Origin of the sequence: methanotrophic endosymbiont of Bathymodiolus puteoserpentis (Logatchev), assembly GCF_900128525.1 — a bacterium.
Taxonomy (GTDB): Bacteria; Pseudomonadota; Gammaproteobacteria; order Methylococcales; family Methylomonadaceae; genus Methyloprofundus.
Genome location: NZ_FQTQ01000012.1, coordinates 38,521 through 58,747, shown reverse-complemented (window position 1 = coordinate 58,747; position 20,227 = coordinate 38,521). Strand labels below are relative to the sequence as shown.

The 20,227-nt window shown below is 39.2% G+C and carries 27 protein-coding genes; 5 read left to right on the top strand and 22 right to left on the bottom strand.

Annotation, left to right across the window (positions count from 1 at the left end; translation table 11 throughout):
- Positions 1–183 precede the first annotated feature (183 nt).
- From galE to BQ7314_RS00805, 5 genes are all read left to right on the top strand, one after another.
- Entirely contained in the window at positions 184–1,233 is a 1,050-nt protein-coding gene (gene galE / locus BQ7314_RS00825) for a UDP-glucose 4-epimerase GalE (protein WP_174481823.1), read from the top strand.
- Positions 1,234–1,247: 14 nt separating this feature from the next.
- Entirely contained in the window at positions 1,248–1,715 is a 468-nt protein-coding gene (locus tag BQ7314_RS00820; RefSeq protein ID WP_174481810.1) for a CYTH domain-containing protein, read from the top strand.
- A 59-nt stretch (positions 1,716–1,774) separates the two neighbouring features.
- Positions 1,775–2,449, top strand: coding sequence for a tetratricopeptide repeat protein (locus BQ7314_RS00815; protein WP_174481809.1), 675 nt, complete (start codon positions 1,775–1,777; stop codon positions 2,447–2,449).
- 174 nt (positions 2,450–2,623) lie between these two features.
- Positions 2,624–4,384 (top strand): arginine--tRNA ligase, encoded by a 1,761-nt coding sequence (gene argS, locus BQ7314_RS00810; protein WP_174481808.1) that lies wholly within the window; start codon positions 2,624–2,626, stop codon positions 4,382–4,384.
- Positions 4,384–5,085, top strand: coding sequence for an SPOR domain-containing protein (locus BQ7314_RS00805; RefSeq protein ID WP_174481807.1), 702 nt, complete (start codon positions 4,384–4,386; stop codon positions 5,083–5,085). Before argS ends, BQ7314_RS00805 begins: the two co-directional genes overlap by 1 nt.
- A gap of 90 nt (positions 5,086–5,175) precedes the next feature.
- Here BQ7314_RS00805 and BQ7314_RS00800 read toward each other — a convergent pair whose 3' ends face one another.
- The 22 genes from BQ7314_RS00800 to nagZ form a co-directional block, all read right to left on the bottom strand.
- Positions 5,176–5,367: a hypothetical protein gene (locus BQ7314_RS00800; RefSeq protein ID WP_174481806.1), complete on the bottom strand. Its 192-nt coding sequence runs from the start codon at positions 5,365–5,367 to the stop codon at positions 5,176–5,178.
- Between the two features lie 228 nt (positions 5,368–5,595).
- Positions 5,596–6,210, bottom strand: a complete 615-nt coding sequence (gene gmk / locus BQ7314_RS00795; protein WP_174481805.1) for a guanylate kinase — start codon at positions 6,208–6,210, stop codon at positions 5,596–5,598.
- 231 nt (positions 6,211–6,441) lie between these two features.
- Positions 6,442–6,594 carry a hypothetical protein gene (locus BQ7314_RS00790; RefSeq protein ID WP_174481804.1) on the bottom strand — a complete coding sequence of 51 codons (153 nt, stop codon included), beginning with the start codon at positions 6,592–6,594 and terminating at the stop codon, positions 6,442–6,444.
- Between the two features lie 330 nt (positions 6,595–6,924).
- Positions 6,925–7,278, bottom strand: coding sequence for a Mor transcription activator family protein (locus BQ7314_RS00785; RefSeq protein WP_174481803.1), 354 nt, complete (start codon positions 7,276–7,278; stop codon positions 6,925–6,927).
- Positions 7,279–7,425: 147 nt separating this feature from the next.
- Positions 7,426–7,668, bottom strand: coding sequence for a hypothetical protein (locus BQ7314_RS00780; RefSeq protein WP_174481802.1), 243 nt, complete (start codon positions 7,666–7,668; stop codon positions 7,426–7,428).
- A 267-nt stretch (positions 7,669–7,935) separates the two neighbouring features.
- Complete coding sequence (locus BQ7314_RS00775; RefSeq protein WP_174481801.1) at positions 7,936–9,285, bottom strand: DEAD/DEAH box helicase; 1,350 nt, start codon at positions 9,283–9,285, stop codon at positions 7,936–7,938.
- A gap of 102 nt (positions 9,286–9,387) precedes the next feature.
- Complete coding sequence (locus tag BQ7314_RS00770) at positions 9,388–10,947, bottom strand: YfjI family protein (protein WP_174481800.1); 1,560 nt, start codon at positions 10,945–10,947, stop codon at positions 9,388–9,390.
- Positions 10,944–11,282: a hypothetical protein gene (locus BQ7314_RS00765; RefSeq protein ID WP_174481799.1), complete on the bottom strand. Its 339-nt coding sequence runs from the start codon at positions 11,280–11,282 to the stop codon at positions 10,944–10,946. Before BQ7314_RS00765 ends, BQ7314_RS00770 begins: the two co-directional genes overlap by 4 nt.
- Entirely contained in the window at positions 11,282–11,509 is a 228-nt protein-coding gene (locus tag BQ7314_RS00760) for a helix-turn-helix domain-containing protein (protein WP_174481798.1), read from the bottom strand. Before BQ7314_RS00760 ends, BQ7314_RS00765 begins: the two co-directional genes overlap by 1 nt.
- A 124-nt stretch (positions 11,510–11,633) precedes the next feature.
- Positions 11,634–11,780 (bottom strand): hypothetical protein, encoded by a 147-nt coding sequence (locus BQ7314_RS00755; protein ID WP_174481797.1) that lies wholly within the window; start codon positions 11,778–11,780, stop codon positions 11,634–11,636.
- A complete protein-coding gene (locus tag BQ7314_RS00750; protein ID WP_174481796.1) occupies positions 11,777–12,049 on the bottom strand; it encodes a hypothetical protein in 273 nt (90 codons plus the stop codon). Before BQ7314_RS00750 ends, BQ7314_RS00755 begins: the two co-directional genes overlap by 4 nt.
- Positions 12,046–12,732: a hypothetical protein gene (locus tag BQ7314_RS00745; protein WP_174481795.1), complete on the bottom strand. Its 687-nt coding sequence runs from the start codon at positions 12,730–12,732 to the stop codon at positions 12,046–12,048. Before BQ7314_RS00745 ends, BQ7314_RS00750 begins: the two co-directional genes overlap by 4 nt.
- Positions 12,733–13,011: a helix-turn-helix transcriptional regulator gene (locus BQ7314_RS00740; protein WP_245394865.1), complete on the bottom strand. Its 279-nt coding sequence runs from the start codon at positions 13,009–13,011 to the stop codon at positions 12,733–12,735.
- Positions 13,012–13,182: 171 nt separating this feature from the next.
- Positions 13,183–13,404 (bottom strand): hypothetical protein, encoded by a 222-nt coding sequence (locus tag BQ7314_RS00735; RefSeq protein WP_174481794.1) that lies wholly within the window; start codon positions 13,402–13,404, stop codon positions 13,183–13,185.
- Between the two features lie 133 nt (positions 13,405–13,537).
- A complete protein-coding gene (locus BQ7314_RS00730; protein ID WP_174481793.1) occupies positions 13,538–13,990 on the bottom strand; it encodes a hypothetical protein in 453 nt (150 codons plus the stop codon).
- A gap of 258 nt (positions 13,991–14,248) precedes the next feature.
- Positions 14,249–14,512, bottom strand: a complete 264-nt coding sequence (locus BQ7314_RS00725; protein WP_174481792.1) for a type II toxin-antitoxin system RelE family toxin — start codon at positions 14,510–14,512, stop codon at positions 14,249–14,251.
- Positions 14,499–14,681 (bottom strand): hypothetical protein, encoded by a 183-nt coding sequence (locus tag BQ7314_RS00720; RefSeq protein WP_174481791.1) that lies wholly within the window; start codon positions 14,679–14,681, stop codon positions 14,499–14,501. The genes BQ7314_RS00725 and BQ7314_RS00720 overlap by 14 nt, the downstream gene beginning before the upstream one ends.
- 111 nt (positions 14,682–14,792) lie before the next feature.
- Positions 14,793–16,061, bottom strand: coding sequence for a tyrosine-type recombinase/integrase (locus BQ7314_RS00715; RefSeq protein ID WP_174481790.1), 1,269 nt, complete (start codon positions 16,059–16,061; stop codon positions 14,793–14,795).
- A gap of 598 nt (positions 16,062–16,659) precedes the next feature.
- On the bottom strand, positions 16,660–17,523 hold the full coding sequence (locus tag BQ7314_RS00710) for a YicC/YloC family endoribonuclease (RefSeq protein WP_174481789.1): 864 nt from the start codon (positions 17,521–17,523) through the stop codon (positions 16,660–16,662).
- Positions 17,524–17,685: 162 nt separating this feature from the next.
- Positions 17,686–18,432 carry an S-methyl-5'-thioinosine phosphorylase gene (locus BQ7314_RS00705; protein ID WP_174481788.1) on the bottom strand — a complete coding sequence of 249 codons (747 nt, stop codon included), beginning with the start codon at positions 18,430–18,432 and terminating at the stop codon, positions 17,686–17,688.
- A 41-nt stretch (positions 18,433–18,473) separates the two neighbouring features.
- The gene (locus tag BQ7314_RS00700; protein WP_174481787.1) at positions 18,474–19,013 is read right to left on the bottom strand and encodes a hypoxanthine-guanine phosphoribosyltransferase; all 540 of its coding nucleotides are present in this window, start codon (positions 19,011–19,013) and stop codon (positions 18,474–18,476) included.
- A complete protein-coding gene (gene nagZ / locus BQ7314_RS00695; RefSeq protein WP_174481786.1) occupies positions 19,006–20,025 on the bottom strand; it encodes a beta-N-acetylhexosaminidase in 1,020 nt (339 codons plus the stop codon). Before nagZ ends, BQ7314_RS00700 begins: the two co-directional genes overlap by 8 nt.
- Positions 20,026–20,227 lie beyond the last annotated feature (202 nt).

Here is a 20,227-nt window from a genome sequence, read left to right as displayed (position 1 = left end):
TCTATATAATATATTGCCTCGCAATCTAGGTGTTTATAACTTATTTGTAGCCCCTGCAAATCGTTTGATAGCTACTTACTTTACATAAAATAACTCAATAAGGTAATTCGTTACTTGCAGAGATTATGTGCTTAATTATGGGAAACCAGGTCTTTTAAAATAAAAACATACGGAATTATGCAAATGACAACTCAGAAGATTTTAGTGACAGGTGGTGCAGGTTATATTGGTAGCCATGCTTGTGTTGCCTTATTAGAGGCGGGCTATGATATCGTTGTGGTCGATAATTTATCCAATAGCAGCATAGAATCCTTGGCGCGAGTTAAGCAAATAACCGGAAAAATGCCTATATTTGTACAAGCAGATATTCGTGATAAAAAGGCATTAACAGATATTTTTTCTGAACATACTATTTATGCAGTCATGCACTTTGCTGGTTTAAAAGCGGTAGGTGAATCTTGTGTGCAACCCATACGTTATTATCAAAATAATGTTTATGGCACTTTGGTATTGACTGAGGTGATGCAAGAATTTTCTGTTAAAAAAATGATTTTTAGTTCATCAGCAACCGTTTATGGTGAGCCAGATACAGTGAAATATAGTGAAGAGTTGCCGGTATTTGGTGCAACTAATCCTTATGGTAAGTCGAAAGCGATGATTGAGGATATCTTAAGAGATCTATCTACAGCGGATGGCTTAACAAAAGCAAGTCAGCCTTGGGAAATTATTTTATTACGCTATTTTAACCCTATGGGCGCACATGAAAGTGGTTTGATTGGTGAGAATCCTAATGGTATTCCAAATAACTTAGTTCCTTATGTCTCTCAGGTTGCGGTGGGTAAATTGGCGCAGTTGTCCGTATTTGGTGGCGATTACCCAACTGTAGATGGTACGGGAGTACGTGATTATATTCATGTGATTGATTTGGTGAAAGGGCATTTAGCAGCGCTTAAGGCTTTAGACGATTCATCGCTGAATATAGGCTGTAAAGCTTATAATCTCGGAGCAGGGAAAGGTTATAGTGTTTTGCAGATTATTGCCGCTTTTGAGCAGGTGACAGGTAAAAACATCAACTACAAAATCGTTGACCGGCGTACCGGAGATGTGGCTGAGAATTATGCCGACCCTAGCTTGGCGCTACGTGAATTAAATTGGAAAACGGAAAAGAATTTAGAAGATATGGTTGAGGATACGTGGCGCTGGCAAAGTCAAAATCCTAATGGTTATAATTAAGGAATACAGAGTAAATGGCAATTGAAATAGAACGTAAATTTTTACTAGCTAGTGATAGCTGGCGTGCTTTAGTCACTAAGTCGATTAATTATCGACAAGGTTATCTGAGTAGTGATGAGCATAGTTCGGTAAGAGTTAGAGTCAGCGATGATACTGCAAAGCTTAATATTAAAAGCGCTACGATAGGTTCGCAGCGCCAGGAATATGAATATGATATTCCATTAGCGGATGCTCATGAGTTATTAACGACTTTATGTCATAAGCCTTTAGTAGAAAAAACTCGTCACCTTGTGGTTATTAAGCAACATACGTGGGAGATTGATGAGTTTAAAGGCGAGAATGCGGGCTTAATTGTCGCTGAAATTGAATTATCTGCTGTAGATGAGGATTTTGACAAGCCTAGCTGGGTGGGTCAGGATGTGACAGAAGATATAAGATATTATAATAATCAGCTATCTAAAAAGCCGTATACAACTTGGTAGTCGTATCATTTTTGCAACATTTGTTGCAAAAATGATAATAAGCAACTATATTGTTTCTTATGAAACGAATAGTTGCTTTTTTCTTGGTCTTTATTTTCAATGTAATGCCTGCTACAGTCTGGGCATATGATTTAGCGCCTGCTGTTCAGCATATAGAGTCAGAATGGGCGCGTATTCATTATCTTGTTGCTAAGGAGCAACAAGATAATGAATTTAAGCATTTATTGAGTGAAGTTAATCATTTGCAGGCGCAGTACCCAAAGCAAGCGGAGTTTATTATTCTGCAAGCCATTATTGTTGCCAGTAATGCTAAGAATGTTGATGCTTTTAGCGCTTTAGAGGCAATTAATAAGGCTAAAGATCTTTTAATACAGGCTATTGAACTTAGTCCTAAAGCATTAGATGGTGCAGCATTCGTAACTTTAGGCACGCTATATTATATGGTTCCCGCATGGCCTGTTGCTTATGGTGATAATAATAAGGCGCAGCAGTTATTAGAGAAAGCTTTAGCTATCAATGCTAATGCTATTGATGCTAATTATTATTATGCGGATTTTTTGGTAACACAAGGGCAGTTACAGCTAGCACTTAAGTATTTTAATCGCGCCCTAACTGTTCCGGTTAGGGCGACTCAGGTCTTTGCTGATACACAATTGCAAGTGCAGGCACAATTAGCGATTGATAAGTACGGACAAGAAGAAAGTAAGCCAGGGCTTTCTTTGGCTGCAAATTAGTTTTATCTCTTAAATACAGTAGTAGCATTAGGGTGGTTTATTGCGTTTAAATAGCATGCTGACGTAGTACTTAGTTTGTTATTGCTTTTATCTCGATTTCTTAGCGCTTTCACCTAGTCTCGATTTAAGGGATAATGGGGAGTTTTTTCAAACTCACCCCTACAAGCTAAACGCATGAAACAAAAGTTAGAGTCTCTCTTATTAGACGCTGTTACAGCATTAAAAACACAGGGTCTTTTAGCACAAGAGCTAAATCCAACAATCAATATTGAGCGTGCGCGAGACCAGTTACATGGTGACTTTGCGTCTAATTTATCGTTAATGTTGGCTAAATCAGCCAAAATGAATCCGCGCCAATTAGCGGAAAAAATCGTCGATCTGTTGCCCGCCGATCCAGCTGTTATTAAAGTTGAAATCGCTGGCCCTGGGTTTATCAATTTTTTTATTGATCCAAAAGCACAATATCAAATTATCAGTAAAATTCATGAACAAGGCGAGCAATTTGGCTTAAGTCAGGTAGGGGCAGGTAAAAAAGTTCAGGTTGAATTTGTTTCTGCTAACCCAACAGGGCCATTACATGTAGGACATGGTCGTGGTGCGGCATACGGGTCAGCTGTCGCCGATCTACTTGCTGCTGTTGGTTTTGATGTGCACCGTGAGTATTACGTCAATGATGCTGGCCGTCAAATGGACATTTTAGCCGTAAGTATTTGGTTGCGTTACCTTGAAGAATGCGGTGAAGTCCTTACTTTTCCGAGTAATGCTTATCGTGGCGATTATATTCGCGATATAGCGGCCAACTTACATCGCCAAGCGGGTAATGAATACCGTCACCCCATTGATCTGGTGTTCGAAGATATCCCCGCCGATGAGCCGGAAGGAGGGAATAAAGATGAGCATATTGATGCCTTGATAGAGCGTGCAAAAACTTTGCTAGGCGCCAAGGAGTATCGATCTATTTTTCAATCAGGGTTAAATGAGATTTTAGCAGATATTCGCCAAGATTTAGGTGAATTCGGTATTAATTATCAAGAGTGGTTTTCTGAGCGACAATTAATGGATGATGGCTCTATAGATGAAGCGCTTAAGCGTTTAGATGCAGAGGGGCATTTATACGTAAAAGAGGGGGCAACTTGGTTTGCTTCTAGTCAATTAGGTGATGAGAAAGACCGTGTTGTTGTCCGTGATAACGGCCAAGGCACTTATTTTGCTTCGGATATTGCTTATCATATGAATAAACTGGATCGAGGATTTGATCAGATTATTAATATCTGGGGGGCAGATCACCATGGCTATATTCCGCGTGTTAGAGCGGCAATGCAGGCTTTAGGTGCTGATACTGAGAAGTTAAACGTTTTATTGGTTCAATTTGCTGTGCTGTACCGCGGTGATGAGCAAGTACAAATGTCCACCCGTTCTGGCTCTTTTGTGACTTTGCGCCAGTTACGTAACGAAGTGGGACAAGATGCAGCGCGTTTTTTCTATGTGATGCGTAAATCTGAGCAACATATGGATTTTGACTTAAAGCTGGCGACTTCTAAAACGAATGAAAACCCCGTTTTTTATGTGCAGTATGCGCATGCACGGGTTTGTAGTGTGTTAAGACAACTTGATGAAAAAGGCTTGACGCGTGATATCGCTTTAGGTGATGAGAGTTTAGGTTTATTGCTTGAGCCTCAAGAAATTAACTTAGTGAGCAGCTTAATTCGTTATCCTGAAATTTTAGAAAAGGCTGCCTTACAATATGAACCACACTTGTTGGTCAACTATTTGCGTGAGTTAGCAGCAGAATTTCATAGCTATTATAATGCGCATCAATTTATTGTTGATGATGAGGCCATGCGTAATGCGCGGTTAAATTTAAGTTGTGCGGTGAAACAAGTTTTAGCTAATGGGCTAAACTTACTGAGGATTAATACGCCGGAAGCAATGTAATGGCTCAGGACTATAAGAATCGTGCAGGTTTACCCAGAAAGGGAGGTAAGGCTGTTCCTAAAAAATCAGGCCAGCGTAAGCCGTCAGCTAAAGCCAATAAGCCTAGAGTCAGCACAAGGAAGTCTGTGCCGGTTGGTAAGAGTGAAAAAGTACCGGCGTGGCGTTGGTTTTTAGTTGTCGTACTGGTTGGTATCTTTGCTTATTTTTTATATCTCATTTCTTCAAGTACAGCGCCAGCGCCTAGTGACTCAAGTAAGGTAGTTAAACCGGTCAGGCAGGAAGTTAAAAAAATAGAAGTGCAACGTAAACCGTTAAAAGTGATAGCGCCAGTCGCTAAGAAACCGGTACCCAAGCCTGAAGTTCAGTTTGATTTTTATAAGGTTTTGCCGGAAGCAGAGTTTGTTGTACCAAATTATGAAGTGAAAACCCGAAAAAGAGAGGAGCGAGTTGGTAAAGTAAAGAAAGGCGTGCTGTATTCCGTGCAAGTCGGTTCATTTCGCCGTTATACAGATGCCGATAGCTTAAAAGCTAAACTACTCTTAATGGGATTCTCGCCGCAGATTGAAAAAGCACCTGTTAAGTCAGTTATTTGGTATCGAGTGAAAATGGGGCCTTATAAGCGAATGGCATCAGTGGATGCTATTAAATCTCGTTTAACAGATAATGACATGGATGCTTTAGTCATTGAGGTGAAGGAATAAATAGAGCTTGAGCGTGTATGCGAGAAGAAAGATTGGTGATTAGAAGCATTCTCTGCTAACGAAAGTTAACAGAGAATGCTTTATTTTGAGTTATTCAAAGTTATTGTCGTATTTTTTTATACCTTCAAATAATTGAGCTTCTTGCTGTACTGTTGTATTGTCCTGATAATTTAAGTGCTCTGTTTCCCTGCTTTTTAAGATTGTAACAAGTCCAATCGCAAGAAATGCACATACAGCAACAATTATAATATAAGTATTATCTTTCTTTTGTTCTTCAGCCATTTTAAAAATCCTATTGTTATTATTGTGAAGTAACCATGTAAAAACTATTTAAGATTTTCATGGTAAGCTTTTATTTCAGATTTAATGTTAAGAGTTGAAAGCTAATCAACTTGTAATGTCGAATTTTGTGTTAGTTTTTACTCGACACAGTATTTATAGCATGAAAAAAGTTTTTGTAAAACAAAAGAATAGGATTTTTTGATTAAAAATGAATTATTTTCGCTCCATTCAATTTAATAAATCAATCAATAGTCCACTTAAATTCTGCTGTTGATACTCTATAGTTAAGCGATTGGCTAGAATAATAGATTTTAGCTCAGTGAGTGCATGACTAAAATCATCATTAACGACTAGATAATTATATTCTGCATAATGGCTCATTTCAGTGACAGCATCTTGCATACGTCGATCAATTACTGCTTTGCTATCTTGACCGCGACCTTGTAAGCGTTCACGTAAAACCTCTGTTGAAGGTGGAAGAATAAAAATAGAAATAGTATCTGGTAAGGTACGTCTGATTTGTTCTGCACCTTGCCAGTCTATTTCTAAAATAACATCATTACCTTGTTTTAGGCTGTCTTCTACGGACTTTTGTGACGTGCCATAATAATTATCAAATACTTGAGCATATTCAAGGAAAGCTTGTTTCTCAATCAGTGTTTTAAACTGTTCTTCTGAAGAAAAGAAATAATCAATACCATTGACCTCGCCTGGGCGTTGTGCACGAGTGGTGTGAGATACCGATACCATAAGTTTATCGGTAATAGGGATTAGCTTTTTAATTAAGCTGGTTTTTCCAGCGCCAGAGGGCGCTGAGATAATATATAGTTTGCCTTTTTTCATGCTAGGATCCTTACTCTATGTTCTGGACTTTAATATTTAGTGAGCTATTAAGTTAATGTTTTATAAGATATTTAATTATTGGTTGCAAAATAGTGTGCCCGCCTGTGTGCCCTTTTTTTGTGTGCGTACCCTTGGCGCTCACTGACACGGTATGACACAAGAAAATTAAATAAATGCAATGATAGCCTTTACCAGCGCATAAGGTAACCTAATTAAACATAAAAATACCGTTCAACCTTTATTAGTCACATAAGAAACCGCACCAGCAACGCTAACTTCTCTACCTGCTTTTTTCTCTGCTAATTGGTAAGCATTGGCGGCGGCTATGATTGTTTTAGTTTCGTTAATTACTGGGTTAGGTTCTTTGCTTTTGCCTTTAGTCACATAAGAAACCGCACCAGCAACGCTAACTTCTCTACCTGCTTTTTTCTCTGCTAATTGGTAAGCATTGGCGGCGGCTATGATTGTTTTAGTGTAGACGCGCTAAGAATATAAATAAGTTTTCCTGTTTTTGAATAGTTCTTTTGGAATATCATGCCCCATATTTTCAGCTTGATTGATTTCCCTTGTAATGTTACCGGCTTCCCTGTTTAACTCTGTATGCTCTCTGTATTTTAAATCTATTAAGCTGGTGTTCTTTATGTAAGAGCTTGTTAATTCTGCAATTTTATTTTTTAAGTCTTGGTTTTTTTCTTATATCTTTTGCGGTTATCATTATTTTTTACTCGCTTCTGTTTTTACTGTTTTATAGATTGATTGCACACTAACTTTATATTTGCGGGCTAAGTCAATATGATTACTACCGTTAAAATCATGCCGTATATTTTGTTTTTTGTTTTTGGTATCCAGTGCATCGCCTTTAGGAATATAGACAAGAATACCACCCCATCTATGACGTGTACTTTGTGCTATATCAAGGGCAATATTAGCCGCGTCTTTATCGCTTATTGCTGGGTTGTTTTTTATGGATTCCAAGCTATAGGCGTAAATATCTTGGATGATTTCGGGTAGTTCTTGTATTATTTCGGGTATGTGTTCGATTACTTCTGGTAGTTCTTGAGTAGCCATTAATCACCTTTTTTAATCGTGGCGTAAAACTTGATTAAACTTGATTTATGGCTATCTGTATTTTAATGCGCATTAAAGAAAGACAATAAAAAGCCGCCTTGATATTATCGCGGCGGCTTGGGTATTGGTTGCTTGCTTGTTCGGTTTTTAACCGTTACTTAATTCTTTGTAAATTGCATTTACATCTTCATTTATCGGTATATCAAGCTTTTTTAAGTATCGGTCTATAAAATAACTGGTTGGTACGTGTGCTAATTTACACGCCTCTAAGCCGCGTTCAATAATCTTAATATTGTAATTAAACTCCTCAGCAAGGCTTATTGCCATACTCCAAGTATCGGTGGTTATGTGCTGTATTTTGATGTTTTTGGCGGTGTAGTTATCGGTCATTGTTTTTGTCCTGTCTTGTCACTATTTCGGTTTTTTCTAAATAAAAAAAGTGAAAACGCGGGGGGTAGGCTACCCTCAAAACCCTCATAAGGTAATTTTGTAGATTTATTTCCCAATAAAAAAGCAATATTACTAACTAATTAACTGTGTTTACTTTTTTCATTAAGTATTTGAGTTGGTTATATTTTTTTGATTACAGATAAGGTGGCTTTTTAAAGTCTTTCATTTATGGCTTGCTGGTGGCGTGTTATATAGCGGTTGCATTATTTAGCCCCTCATGACTTTAAAACCTTGCTGCTGGTAAATGGTGACGCGTTTATTCCATGCCGACACACCGAAGCCGCACTTATCAATAATATCTAATACAAAGGCTTTGCTTTTGTTTGGATAAGGTCGCCTACAACGTCCTATGCTTTGTATTAATCTGGTGGCGGCTGGGGTTTCGCGATCTACTGAAGCTGATACAGGTGCGCCAAAAATTAAGGCTGATAAGTGGGGTAAGTCGATACCTTCGGATAATAAGGATAATGTACCTATAATTAATTGTGCATCGGGTGCTTGTGCCATGCGTTCTGCCCGTACCTTTGCGGGTAACTGTCCATGCAATACCAATGCTTTTGCATCTCGATCATGACATAGTGAAGCCAATAACTCACAATGCCTAATCTGAGCGCATAAGATAACCGTACCCATTGCCTTTGATGCTTTTATAGCATGCCCAACAATAATAAGGTTTCGGCTTTCATCATCCACCAATACATTTAAAAAATCTGTCCAGCTTTCCACGTCTGCATTAAATTCATGCTGTATTTTCTGTACGCACACGGGTAAGACTTTACCCTGTAACTGGTCTTGGTTAATTTCCGCGCATACATCACCCAATGCCCCGTGAATCATAAATTCCATGTTATCGCGCCGTTGTGGTGTTGCTGATAATCCATATTTATATTTAGCATTTAAACCATTAATCACGGTAAAAGCTTGGCAGGCGGGTAGGTTATGACATTCATCCGCTATCACTAAGCCATAGTTAAGCTGTGAACAATCGCGCTTACAAAGTGATTGCGTCAAGCCAATGGTAAACTGCTCACCCTCTGAATTTTTACCACCACCAATTAAGCCAGCGTCCAGCCCTGTAAACTGCTTTATGGCATCCATCCATTGTTTAGCAAGGTCTTTGCTTTTAACTAATATCAAGGTGCGCTGTTGAAGTCGTGAAGCCAGTGCAATACCTGAAACGGTTTTCCCTGCACCTGTCGCAGCGATCATTAACCCACCCTTAGCAATAAGGGCATCGTTAACGAATTTAAGCTGATACGGTCTTAATGCTCCTGTGAATGGAATGCTTACCTTTATTGTGCAGCGTTCGTCGTTTACTTCTGGGCTAAAGGTTTGTAGCAAATAATCAAGTATGCCTATTGGGGCAATTAATCGCGCCATAGGTCTGTTTACCTCACGATCAATTAAACAAAGATTACGATCAATATCACGTGTGCTTCTGCCAAAACTTATAGCATCCTGATACTTAGGGTTAGCAAAAGTGAATTGTTTAATAATCTGTTGCTCGTTGTCGGGCGTGGTTCTTATTTTGATGCGGCTGGATAGTGTAATTTTCATAATATTCTTTAAATAAAAAAAGTAAAAACGCGGGGGTAGGCTACCCTCAAAACCCTCAAAAGTGGGTTATGAGGGTTTTGAGGGTTCATAGGTTAGCCGTTTTCAGGTTTTTTTTATGAATTCAGGATTGATTGAATATTTAAAAGTCTGCCTATTTGCGCCTGTTGTTTTTATTCCAACGATATAGTTAAAATCTTCAAGCAACTGCAACGCATCCTTGACGGTATCGTTATCTGTTAATCCTGACCATCCGCTTTGTTTTATATCTCTAGCAGTAAACCCACTAGATAACTTGCCTTGCTCTATCTTCGTTAAAATTAAACGCGCGGCTGTGCGTTCTGAGTTTAAGCCTATGCCGTAAATTCTTTCCGCATGGGTTCGCAGGTACTCGCCCCACTGAATAGCCTTAATAAGTGATTTTTTACTGACTGGCTCAATGGTGTTTTTTTGTTCTGCTGCTAGTTCTGCAATGTGAATGATTAAAGCTAAGCTTGGGATAAGTGAACGGTATTTAGTTAGGTGTGATTCCATAACAGGATGCAAGCTCCCCTCTCGTAGCTCAATCTCAAGCTCGGTTAGCCATTCAATGAATAAAGACTGAGCATCCTCACTAAATCGAATATAAGGTATTTCCTCGTCTTCTGGCTCTGGGAATTCAATCTTGTTGGCAATCGCATCATAAACATTAAAAGCTTCGTCTTTAGCGTCCTTGTTTGGGTAACGGTCTATGTATTTCCATCTTCCGTTTTGCTCTGGATAAACCGCTAACTGTAACCGCTGTATGAAGCCGTCATCATAAGAGCCACCAGCCATATTATTTATAATATAAGGCTGTAATTTTGCTGGCTGAATACCGCCTAATACGCTTGTTGTTATTGCTTGTATATCAATCGTACCCCTACCTATACGGTCATAAGTGTATGAGCCTAAGCCGCCAAATGATTCAATCCAAAACTCCTTATCATTGGCTCGGTCTTCGCGGTCTAAAGTCTTTAACCAGCCGCTAATCTCATCCCTAAAGAGAAGTAAGCCGTTAGGGTTTTCATTCAATAGCTCTCCTAATTTCTCAATAGTGGCATCATAAACAATGTATCTTTTCCTTGTTGGTGCTGGTGTATCTTCATCGGCTGACATGGCTAACATTTCCCTTGCTTTTGCATTTTCTCCTTTTTTAATCGCGCTCTTTGCATCCTTGGTTATTTGTTCCGCTGTTAGCTTTAACATTTCAGCATCAATCTTATACTCGTCTAATTGCTCATTATGTCGGTTGCGTGCTTCGACCTCTAAGCGTTTAAGTGGCTTTAATGCCTCTGATAATGCTGGCGTTTTCATTGCGCTGGGTCTACCTACTGCAAAACCCCATAAATTACCCACCACAAGCCAATCATCATAAGCTTTAGGTTTTATGCCGACCGACCTACCAATGACTGCCGATAAAGTTACCATTGCACCGATAGCAGGGTAGTCAGGTGGGCATTGCATCCGCTCTGATATATCCTGAATCCACATTCTTAATGAGTCAGGTAATAAATTAAAGTTAAATGGCTGTACCGCTTTTAAAGCGTCTGGAATAGGCTTTAATTCTCCCCACTCAATAGGTGGCTGTGTTTCCAGTGCAATAACTCCATTGTCTATAATTTCATCGTTAGGGCTCATGCTCATGCTGTCGCCTCCTTGCTAATAAACTTCATTAGTCGCTTAAACTTTGGAATACACCATAAAACCTTTAGCGCGCCATGTTTTAGCAGTGACCTTGATAGCTCGGTTAGTCGATCATAAGTTTCCAGTGTTCCATTAGAAAATAAAATAACTTCCTTGCAGTAAACAAAGTCCCATCTATAAGCATTTATAGCATCACCTAAAGGTAATAATGTTTTAACAACCTCATTCATCCAGCTAATAGACTGCGCTCTGCTCCAAGCCTCTGAGCCTGTGCAAATGATTATATATTCTTGGTTATTAGGTATATTTTTAGCGTATGGGGGCAATTTAGGCATTAGAGCCCCACTTTATTTTCTAAGCGATACTCCGCAAAACAAACCATTCCAAACCTGCCTTGCTTGGCAATTCGTTTAGTGCTGATCTGATAACCTTGCTTTCTTAATTGGTGAATTCGTGCCGATAGTCGATAACAACCCAATTCATTTAGGGCGGTCATTGGGGTAATGATGGAATTTTCTTTTAGCCATTCAAGCACGACTAAATCTTGTGTTATTTTTTTCATGTCCTAACCTTTTTTTGTTAGGGCAAAAACCTAGAATATTGCTATAATTAACACCGCTGGTTGGTGGTAAAAAATCTTATCCTAGATATAAGCCCTTGTTAATCGTTAGTTAATAGGGGCTTTTTTATGCCTGCTCTAAAGTGTAACTAAGGTCTTTTCCGTAAATATCCTTAAACGCTTCAAGGGATTCTATAGCTTCCTGTTCAGAAGAAAACTCACCCGTCATAAAAGGTCGGTCTTTTAGGCTTAGCTCTAATATGTATCGGCTCATAACTCACCCCCTGATTTAATCTCATCATCCAAAGCCATAGCCAATAGCGTAAAAAATGCGTTCTTTACTAGGTCGTTAGGGAAGACTAACGCGCCACTGTCGGCAAAATCACAAAGAGTCATGATTGACTCGGCTTTCAATTGCTTATCATCCTTTGGAATTTGTTCACTCATCCCCTGAATAGTGCGAAAGGTTGCGCTATTAAGTAAAGTATTTAATTCTTCTGTGTCGGTCTTGTTAAAGGGGCTTTCTATTTCTATATTAATCATGCCGCACCCCCAACCATGCAAGAAAATTTCACGATTGCATCGGGGTATTGTTTGGCTTGATTAAAGCTAACTTGTTTGGCTATTAGCTGCCTTGTGTCTTTTGCCAATACGTTAAACCGACTGGTTAAAGTGTCTTTAGGTGGGTGTGGTGTTCTTAATGCCTTATTACAGGCATTGATTAGATATTCGGCATCACGCTTTAAGCTTTCAATCTCAACGCGGCTTAATTCTCCGTATTCAAGCGCATTTTTCTCGGCAAATTGACAAGTGCCTACTGTTCTGAATATCTCATTAATGATGTTATCTAATGTTTCAGGGTCTTTAATGGGGCTAACGTGAATTGTTAGCGGTTTTTGGGTATGGTTGTGCATCTGGCTTGCTCCGTTATTTAAGGATAAGCCACCGCTAAAGGGTTCAATCTTTGGGCGGTGGGAGTTCATGTTGGCTTGAACCGCAGCATAACGGAGCTGCTCCAACAATCGCTCCCACCATAAAGTAGGGTTCTTGAGCGTACTCAAGAGGGATTTAGGGCATAAAAAAAGCGATCTACACAAGGTGTAATCGCCTACACCGTTATTCTTGCGGGGTTCAAACCGCCCCATGCTTAACATGAGTATTTCAGTAACTTGTGTCACTGACTTGCTGCATAGGGTAGCGCTGCTTTGTGTTGCTGTCAATAACATTTATGCTACTCCTTGTTGTTTCGATTCTATCCACTCGCGCACCTCTTCCACTTTAAAGGCTGATATGCCCTCCGATAGTTTTACGGGTGCTGGAAAATCGCCTGATTTAACTTTTCTCGATAACGTGGATGCGGAAAACGGTACAAATTGCAGCAATGTTTTTGTTCTTACAAAGCCTATGTTGGGCAGTTGTTTGGGTTCTTGGTGTTGATTTTTCTTGGTAGTCATATTCTCGGTATGCGTTGTTATTGGGTCGGGTGATAGCTTATGCCTAAGCATGAAAAAAAGATTTTAAAGCGCATTAAAGTTTTGGTTTAAAAAGTGTAATAAAGTTACAAAACACTTATAAAGTAAGCGCATAAATTCACACTAAGCCCTTTAAATATAAGGCGTGTAAAGGCTTTAAACTTTGTGGTTTCTTTTTTTTCAGTTGATAATGACTAAATCCATTTAAGCTGCCCCTTTAGGTAAGAGGTTATTATGTGTTTGCTCAGCTTGTACCTGCGCTTCAATCCAAGCCGTTACCGCATCTTGTCGATACAGTTTTTTGTTAAAAATAAATTCTGCTTTTGGAAAAGTGGGGTCTGTTTTTGATTTACGCCAAAGCGTAGTCTTGGATTGTTTCGATTGATTACAAAATTCTTGTGTGGTGATTCGTTCTATTTGCTTCATTTAAAATACCTCGATTGCTGTTAGGTTCGAGGTAATTTTAATTGCTTAAAAAACTTTGAGAAGTCGCTTAGCTTAGTATGGCGTACAGTCTGCTTAGTAGGGGGTACAGTCTGCTTAGAAAAATGTAGGTTTTTTATACGTTAATAAGCCATGTGCGTATAGTTCTTGTTGCGTAGCTTAAATTTAGTTCTGATTTTATTTTCTCTGCTGCTTGTTCTTTGCTTTTGAAATTATTGGATAAGTAGTGGTTAATCACTGTTTCTTTATATGCACTTGATACTTTATGCTTGGCTTTAGATGCTTTTTTTGCTATTTCTTTCCTTTCCTGTGAGTAATTTTCTATTTCTCTAGTTACCCCTAAATATTCTCCAAAACTAATAGCCGCGTCATTCATATAGTTTATAGCCTCGGTAACTTCCCCCTCCTGCTCTAAAGCAATATAAGATACCCTCATAAAAAAATAAGCAATTGATAAGTTAACTAGGCTAGCATCAATCGCCTTTAAATGTTTGTCTTCACTCCAGTTAATGCCTAATTCAATTTTAATTTTAGGTATTAGTTTGTAGTAATATTCACTATTATCCATTAGTATCAATGCTGCGAACTTCTTAATATAAGTCCTCTTTATCTCGCATTTTGTGGATTCCTCTATAGCAATTACAATTTCATCATTAAGAGACCTCATGTTTAATTCAATTGCGCTTACAATATCAGTTTTATGTATCTCATTTATCATAAATATAACACTCCATTCAAAGCATATCATTCCAGAAAGGTATCACCCAAAGCGGGGAATGAGTCCGCTCTTTCAGCCGCTAAGCCTAGGGTGATGTTTGATTATAAACTAATTCTTATAAATCTCTTTACGGTGTCCGATCTTAATAACATCTATTGTTAGTACGTCATCAAAGATGGAATAAACCACGCGATAATCCCCCGTCCTGATTCGATAGGTATTAGTTGAGCCTGTTAATTTTTTGCACCCGTTTGGGCGTGGTTCATGTACAAGCCCTTGTAGCAAGTAAATTACCTTTGCGATAACAGGTTTAGGTAATTTGAGTAGACTTTTTTCTGCTGATTTTTTTAGCTCTACCTTATAGCAGGTCATTGGCTTTAAGCTTTTTGATTACACTATCAAGCGATACGGTAGGCTCGTTTTTTAATTCTGCAACGGTAGCAAGGTCTCTTAAATCCTCTAATAATTCATCATATTCATGTATTGGCAAAATGACGGATATTTTTTGCCCTGATTTATCGGTTATAAATTGCTCATTCATGGTTGTTCCTCTTTTAAGGGTGGCTATTGTTTTATTATAGCTTTCTGTATCACTCGTTATCATTTTAATACAGTCAGTGACATGTAATTTTTATATATCAGGTTGTTAGTGTTACCCTGCTTTTTTTTTAAAGGGGATAATATTAAAATCTTGATTACCCTCACACTCATTCAGAAAGTTAGCCAATGCTTGTAAGGCTTTCTTACGCTCATCAAAATAATCATATCGGTTGTACACTCCCTCAACGCCCTTTATTTTGTGATTAATGCAACGCTCCCCTATATGGGGAGGAAAACCTAATGACTCTATATGTGTTCTTGCCGTTCGTCTAAAGTCGTGAATGGTAAACGGCTCTATGTCGTCTGGTAGGGTATTAAGGACTTTTTTAAGGGCTACATTCAGGGTTGATTCGCTTATGTAAGGTAATCGCCTATCCTGTGCTTTTCTGGCTGGTAATAGCCAATCATTACTATCTGATAGGGCTATCAGTTCGTTTATTGAGTCGATAGCCTGACTTGGTAATGGGATAATAATAGCGGCTTTAGTCTTGGTGCTTTCCTTGGCAAGTGTCCAAGTGCCATTATCTAGGTCAAAATCCTTTATTTTTGATTCGATAAGCTCGCGCTTTCTTACTCCTAGCATTAAGAGTAAGCGCATTGTTACAAGGTTCACATGAGAAAACCCTTTAGCCTGTCGCATTGCTTTAAAAAATAATACTAACTCATTACGGCTTAAAAACCTTTCCCGCGCGCTTTCCTTGCCCCCTGCATCTGATAGATCAAAAGCTGACGCTGGGTTATATTCGACAATATGCCGCTTAATAGCATAATCAAAGATATGCTTAAGTATTCTCAATACATCATTAGCCACGGTTGGCGCGCCTCGATCAACAACTTTCCTTAGTATCGCGTCTATGTGTAACGGTTTAACATCTGCTGCTGGCATATTGCCTATATAAGGCTTAATATCCTTTTCAATTTTGGAGCGTACTATATTGGGGTGTTTCCAGTTGCCCAATATGGTGTCTGTAAAATATTTATCTGCTAATTGTCCAGCCGTTAAAGCGTTTTTCTTTGCCTCGTTTTTTTCTATGCTATCTAGCTTTCTATTCTGCTTTTCTGTGGCTACGTCATAGCCAAGCGTCACCCTCGCTCTTAACTCTTTCGCCTGCTTTCTTGCATTGGATAAAGACAAGTTAGCATAGCTACCAAGTGTGATTACTTTCCTCATTCCTGATAGGCGGTATCTAAACCGCCATGAAGGAGTGGCTGTATTTTTTCTATAACTTAAAAATAAGCCTTTCACTAAATCATCACCTCTTTGCTCGAATCGCTCGTTGTTGCGTATCCAAGCTTGTATTTGTTTATCATTTAATAGCATTTTGTAACCTATTTTAGAATTTGTCGGTTTGTCAGTACCTAACCCCAGCGTTTTTACTTTTTTTATTCGGTAAATAAATATACAAAACCACCTTATGAGGGTTTTGAGGGTAGCTTACCCCCGCGTTTTTACTTTTTTTTATTCGGTAAATAAATATACAAAACCACCTTATGAGGGTTTTGAGGGTAGCTTACCCCCGCGTTTTCACTTTTTTTTATTCGGTAAATAAATATACAAAACCACCTTAGGAATGAGCACAAATTAATTTAGGCAAGTTCAATTTAAGAATTGGCAATGGAATTATACTGCCATTCCTGACGCAACAACTTTATAAGTTGCCTAAGTTATTTCATGCACATTCCTTATGAGGGTTTTGAGGGTAGCTTACCCCCGCGTTTTTACTTTTTTTTATTCGGTAAAATAGCAAATGTGAGTAGGTGGGCATACGTAAGTTACCCCCTATTTGTAGGTGTGTGCCCTCGCGTGTGCCCTTTTATTGTAGGTCAGTATGAATATATATGATAGCGTAAGACACAAAAAAGCCGCTTAGATAGCGGCTTATATGGGGTTGTGGTGATGTATGGTGATGTATGGTTAGTTACTCTATGTTCTGGACTTGTTCGCGCATTTGCTCAATGAGTACTTTCATCTCTATAGAAAATGCAGTCATTTCTTTGTCAGCTGATTTTGAACCTAAAGTATTCGCTTCACGATTCATTTCTTGCATAAGAAAATCTAAACGACGACCCACAGGCCCATCTTGCTCTAAAACACGTAAGACTTCGATGATATGTGTATCTAAGCGATCTAATTCTTCATCAACATCTAATTTTTGCGTTAATAAAACCATTTCCTGTTCAATACGCTCATTAGATTCAGCAACTAATTCAGCAATATGTGATTTAAATTTTGTGCGTAATAGCTCTAAAACAATAGGCATACGCGCGTGAGCTTGGCCGACAAATTTTTGTAATTTGATACAACGAGTACGGATAAGGTGGCTCAGTTGTGCCCCTTCCCGCTGGCGCGCGGCTAATAAATTATCAATGGCTATTTGTAGTAGCTGTTGTAGTGCTTGTTGCAGCGCTACTTTATCGCCTTCTTTTTCGACTTGTATACCAGGGAATGCAAGCACCTCTAGTGCTGAGAATGAGCGCGATGTGCCCATAAGTTGCTCTATGCTCTTTGTGGTGGCTAATAACGCTTTAACAGCCTGCATATCAACCGATACAGTGTGTTGCATTAAGTTATGTTTTTTATAGCTCAGGCTGCATTCTATTTTGCCGCGTTTTAATTTGTCGCTGATGGCGCTACGTATATCGGCCTCAGCAAAGCGAAAGCGCTCGGGAATTTTTAAGCTAATATCACAGTAACGGTGGTTTACTGAACGTAATTCACAGTTTAAGGTCAAGTTTTCAAATTCTACTTCACTATTGGCAAAAGCCGTCATACTATTAGTCATATTTTTTCCTTGGTTAAGGGGATGGCCCGCAATAAATACCGAGCTATCTTGCTGATTTTTTTATCCGTATTCAACACTGCAGAAATAATTGTATGGCTTGTTATACAAGGAGTTTACACTTTTAAGAAAAGCAACAGTCCTGCACAATATAGGGGGGGTTATTTATTGTGTGTTACTTAATAAAAAATGGCGTAATAATTGTTCGGTATCGGCCATCCCTTGCTCTAAATTTTTGATAATTTCTGACAGGGTGATTTCACCGGTTATTTTTCCTGCAGCCCAATTGGCAATAACCGAACAGTTAGCATAGGGTATTTCCAGTTCTCTAGCGAGTGCAGCTTCTGGCATGCCTGTCATGCCAACCAAGTCACAACCATCATGTTCCATGCGTGAAATTTCAGCAGCAGTTTCTAGGCGTGGCCCCTGAGTACAACCATAGACGCCTCTAGGTTGTATGTCTAGCTTAAGGGTTTTTGCGCTAGCAATTAATTGTTCTCTTAAGCTTTCATTATAGGGGTAGCTAAAATCAATATGCTGCACGGGGTTATTATCTTCCGCTAAAAAGCTGTGTTCACGGCCATAGCTATAGTCAATAATTTGCGCAGGAATGGCGATGCGTGCGGGGGACATTTCTGGGGTAATGCCGCCCACAGCGGTCACCGCAATAATTTGTTCTGCACCGGCTTCTTTTAATGCCCAAATATTGGCGCGGTAGTTGATTTTATGAGGTGCAACAGTATGTGGATTACCGTGGCGTGCGAGGAAAATAATTTTCTGTTCACCAAGCTCACCGATAATACATGCAGCAGATGGATCGCCATAAGGTGTTATATAAAGTTGCTCATCAATAACGTTAATAGATTCTATTTGAGTTAGGCCTGAACCGCCAATAATTGCCGTTGTTTTCATCGTAGTATGTATTTTTTGGATATCGCTATTGATGTTGTTATTTAAGCGCAAGCGTAGATGCCTGTCGCATTGCGCAAGTAGCCTTTGTAATCCATGCCATAACCATATAAATAATGATCGGCAACTGAAAGACCTATAAAGTCCGCTTGTACAGGTTTAGCTTTATTGATTTGTTTGTCGACTAACACAGCACTATAAACCTGCTTTGCACCTTGTTCTTGGCAATATTGATAAATAGCCTCAAGGGTAATACCTTCATCAAGAATATCGTCAATAATCAGTATGGCTCGATTTTTAAGGTCGCTGGTGGGTTTTTGTAGCCAATTAATAGCCCTATTCCCGCTGGTTTCGTTACCATAGCGGCTGACATTAATTGCATCCAGTGTTAAAGGAAAATTAAGTTTAGTCATTAATTTTCCAGCAATCACTATGCCGCCATTCATAACGCATAAGATAACCGGATTTAGCATTGCTAATGAGGCATTGATTTTTTTTGCCATCGCATCGATGGCTGCTTCTACTTCTGCTTCTGAATACAGTAATTGAGCATTTCTTTGCACTTGTTCAATTTCATTAAGCATAAGTTTCTGCCAGTTTGCTAATTTGTTGGCTAATAGTTTGCCATTTTGAACTGCTTTTAAGGGGGGGCTGGACTAACTCTGGTTGTCCAAGCATTGCTAGTAAACGTTGTTCGCGCAGAGGAATATATTCTATCGGTGTGGCATCTAAAACCTGCTCCGCAGCAAGTGGATTATTACAGACTAAAATCATATCGCAACCTGCTTGGCGGGCGAGTTTTGCGCGCTCAGGAAAATCACCTACGATCGCTGCGCCTTCCATACTTAAGTCATCACTAAAGACGGTGCCATTAAAGCCTAATTGTTTACGTAAGATTTCTGTTATCCAAATAGTTGAGAACCCAGCCGGCAGTTCATCAACTGCAGGGTATACAACGTGAGCTGGCATAATGCCTTCTAAGCCTTCGTTAATTAGCCGTTTGAACGGTAGAATATCTTTATTATAAATACTGTCAAAATCGCGCTCATCAATTGGCAATGTTAGGTGCGAATCTAAAGCGACTGCGCCATGCCCTGGGAAATGTTTACCAATAGCTGCCATGCCTGCGTTACGCATACCTTTTCTAAAGTTACTCGCAAGTTGACAGGCTTGTTCTGTGTCTTGGGAAAATGAGCGATTGCCAATAATTTCGCTGACACCACAATCAATGTCTAAAACAGGTGCAAAGCTAAAATCAACTCCGAGACTTAGTAATTCGGCAGCCATTAGCCAGCCTGCATCGCTGGTTAATTCTGGTTGATCGGCATAAGCGGCAGCTGGCGGGAGGCGAGTGAAACCAGTTTGAAAGCGTTGTACGCGTCCACCCTCTTGATCAACGGCAATAAGTATAGGGCCTTTTCTCGCGGCTTTTATTTGTTGGTTTAATTCAGCAACTTGCTCAGGGGCTTCGTAATTGCGGGCAAATAATATAACTGCCCCTGTATTGGGGTGAGCAATTTTTTCTTTATCATATTGACTAAGCTTTGTACCCTCAATATCAATCATAACGGGGCCGATAGGCAGCAGTTTTTTCATTTTCAATGTGTTTGTGGTCTCAGGAATATAAATAAGCCATGAGCTAAGATTTTAATAGGCTAGAGAAGGTTAAATATTATAAACAAACTTTGTGCTTGGCGGCAGGATATTGCACTTTTCAGGATAGTGTCAGTATGACTGGTATCGGTGTTATGTCCGTCTCTAACTCAATAATTGCACAATCTTGAAATAAACGTGTATT

What these genes read in the sequence shown, in the direction of transcription:
- galE (WP_174481823.1), top strand. Translation starts at nt 184, where the DNA reads ATGACAACTCAGAAGATTTTAGTGACAGGTGGTGCAGGTTATATTGGT.
- BQ7314_RS00820 (WP_174481810.1), top strand. Translation starts at nt 1,248, where the DNA reads ATGGCAATTGAAATAGAACGTAAATTTTTACTAGCTAGTGATAGCTGG.
- BQ7314_RS00815 (WP_174481809.1), top strand. Translation starts at nt 1,775, where the DNA reads ATGAAACGAATAGTTGCTTTTTTCTTGGTCTTTATTTTCAATGTAATG.
- argS (WP_174481808.1), top strand. Translation starts at nt 2,624, where the DNA reads ATGAAACAAAAGTTAGAGTCTCTCTTATTAGACGCTGTTACAGCATTA.
- BQ7314_RS00805 (WP_174481807.1), top strand. Translation starts at nt 4,384, where the DNA reads ATGGCTCAGGACTATAAGAATCGTGCAGGTTTACCCAGAAAGGGAGGT.
- BQ7314_RS00800 (WP_174481806.1), bottom strand. Translation starts at nt 5,367, where the DNA reads ATGGCTGAAGAACAAAAGAAAGATAATACTTATATTATAATTGTTGCT.
- gmk (WP_174481805.1), bottom strand. Translation starts at nt 6,210, where the DNA reads ATGAAAAAAGGCAAACTATATATTATCTCAGCGCCCTCTGGCGCTGGA.
- BQ7314_RS00785 (WP_174481803.1), bottom strand. Translation starts at nt 7,278, where the DNA reads ATGGCTACTCAAGAACTACCAGAAGTAATCGAACACATACCCGAAATA.
- BQ7314_RS00780 (WP_174481802.1), bottom strand. Translation starts at nt 7,668, where the DNA reads ATGACCGATAACTACACCGCCAAAAACATCAAAATACAGCACATAACC.
- BQ7314_RS00775 (WP_174481801.1), bottom strand. Translation starts at nt 9,285, where the DNA reads ATGAAAATTACACTATCCAGCCGCATCAAAATAAGAACCACGCCCGAC.
- BQ7314_RS00770 (WP_174481800.1), bottom strand. Translation starts at nt 10,947, where the DNA reads ATGAGCATGAGCCCTAACGATGAAATTATAGACAATGGAGTTATTGCA.
- BQ7314_RS00765 (WP_174481799.1), bottom strand. Translation starts at nt 11,282, where the DNA reads ATGCCTAAATTGCCCCCATACGCTAAAAATATACCTAATAACCAAGAA.
- BQ7314_RS00760 (WP_174481798.1), bottom strand. Translation starts at nt 11,509, where the DNA reads ATGAAAAAAATAACACAAGATTTAGTCGTGCTTGAATGGCTAAAAGAA.
- BQ7314_RS00755 (WP_174481797.1), bottom strand. Translation starts at nt 11,780, where the DNA reads ATGAGCCGATACATATTAGAGCTAAGCCTAAAAGACCGACCTTTTATG.
- BQ7314_RS00750 (WP_174481796.1), bottom strand. Translation starts at nt 12,049, where the DNA reads ATGATTAATATAGAAATAGAAAGCCCCTTTAACAAGACCGACACAGAA.
- BQ7314_RS00745 (WP_174481795.1), bottom strand. Translation starts at nt 12,732, where the DNA reads ATGTTATTGACAGCAACACAAAGCAGCGCTACCCTATGCAGCAAGTCA.
- BQ7314_RS00740 (WP_245394865.1), bottom strand. Translation starts at nt 13,011, where the DNA reads ATGCTTAGGCATAAGCTATCACCCGACCCAATAACAACGCATACCGAG.
- BQ7314_RS00735 (WP_174481794.1), bottom strand. Translation starts at nt 13,404, where the DNA reads ATGAAGCAAATAGAACGAATCACCACACAAGAATTTTGTAATCAATCG.
- BQ7314_RS00730 (WP_174481793.1), bottom strand. Translation starts at nt 13,990, where the DNA reads ATGGATAATAGTGAATATTACTACAAACTAATACCTAAAATTAAAATT.
- BQ7314_RS00725 (WP_174481792.1), bottom strand. Translation starts at nt 14,512, where the DNA reads ATGACCTGCTATAAGGTAGAGCTAAAAAAATCAGCAGAAAAAAGTCTA.
- BQ7314_RS00720 (WP_174481791.1), bottom strand. Translation starts at nt 14,681, where the DNA reads ATGAATGAGCAATTTATAACCGATAAATCAGGGCAAAAAATATCCGTC.
- BQ7314_RS00715 (WP_174481790.1), bottom strand. Translation starts at nt 16,061, where the DNA reads ATGCTATTAAATGATAAACAAATACAAGCTTGGATACGCAACAACGAG.
- BQ7314_RS00710 (WP_174481789.1), bottom strand. Translation starts at nt 17,523, where the DNA reads ATGACTAATAGTATGACGGCTTTTGCCAATAGTGAAGTAGAATTTGAA.
- BQ7314_RS00705 (WP_174481788.1), bottom strand. Translation starts at nt 18,432, where the DNA reads ATGAAAACAACGGCAATTATTGGCGGTTCAGGCCTAACTCAAATAGAA.
- BQ7314_RS00700 (WP_174481787.1), bottom strand. Translation starts at nt 19,013, where the DNA reads ATGCTTAATGAAATTGAACAAGTGCAAAGAAATGCTCAATTACTGTAT.
- nagZ (WP_174481786.1), bottom strand. Translation starts at nt 20,025, where the DNA reads ATGAAAAAACTGCTGCCTATCGGCCCCGTTATGATTGATATTGAGGGT.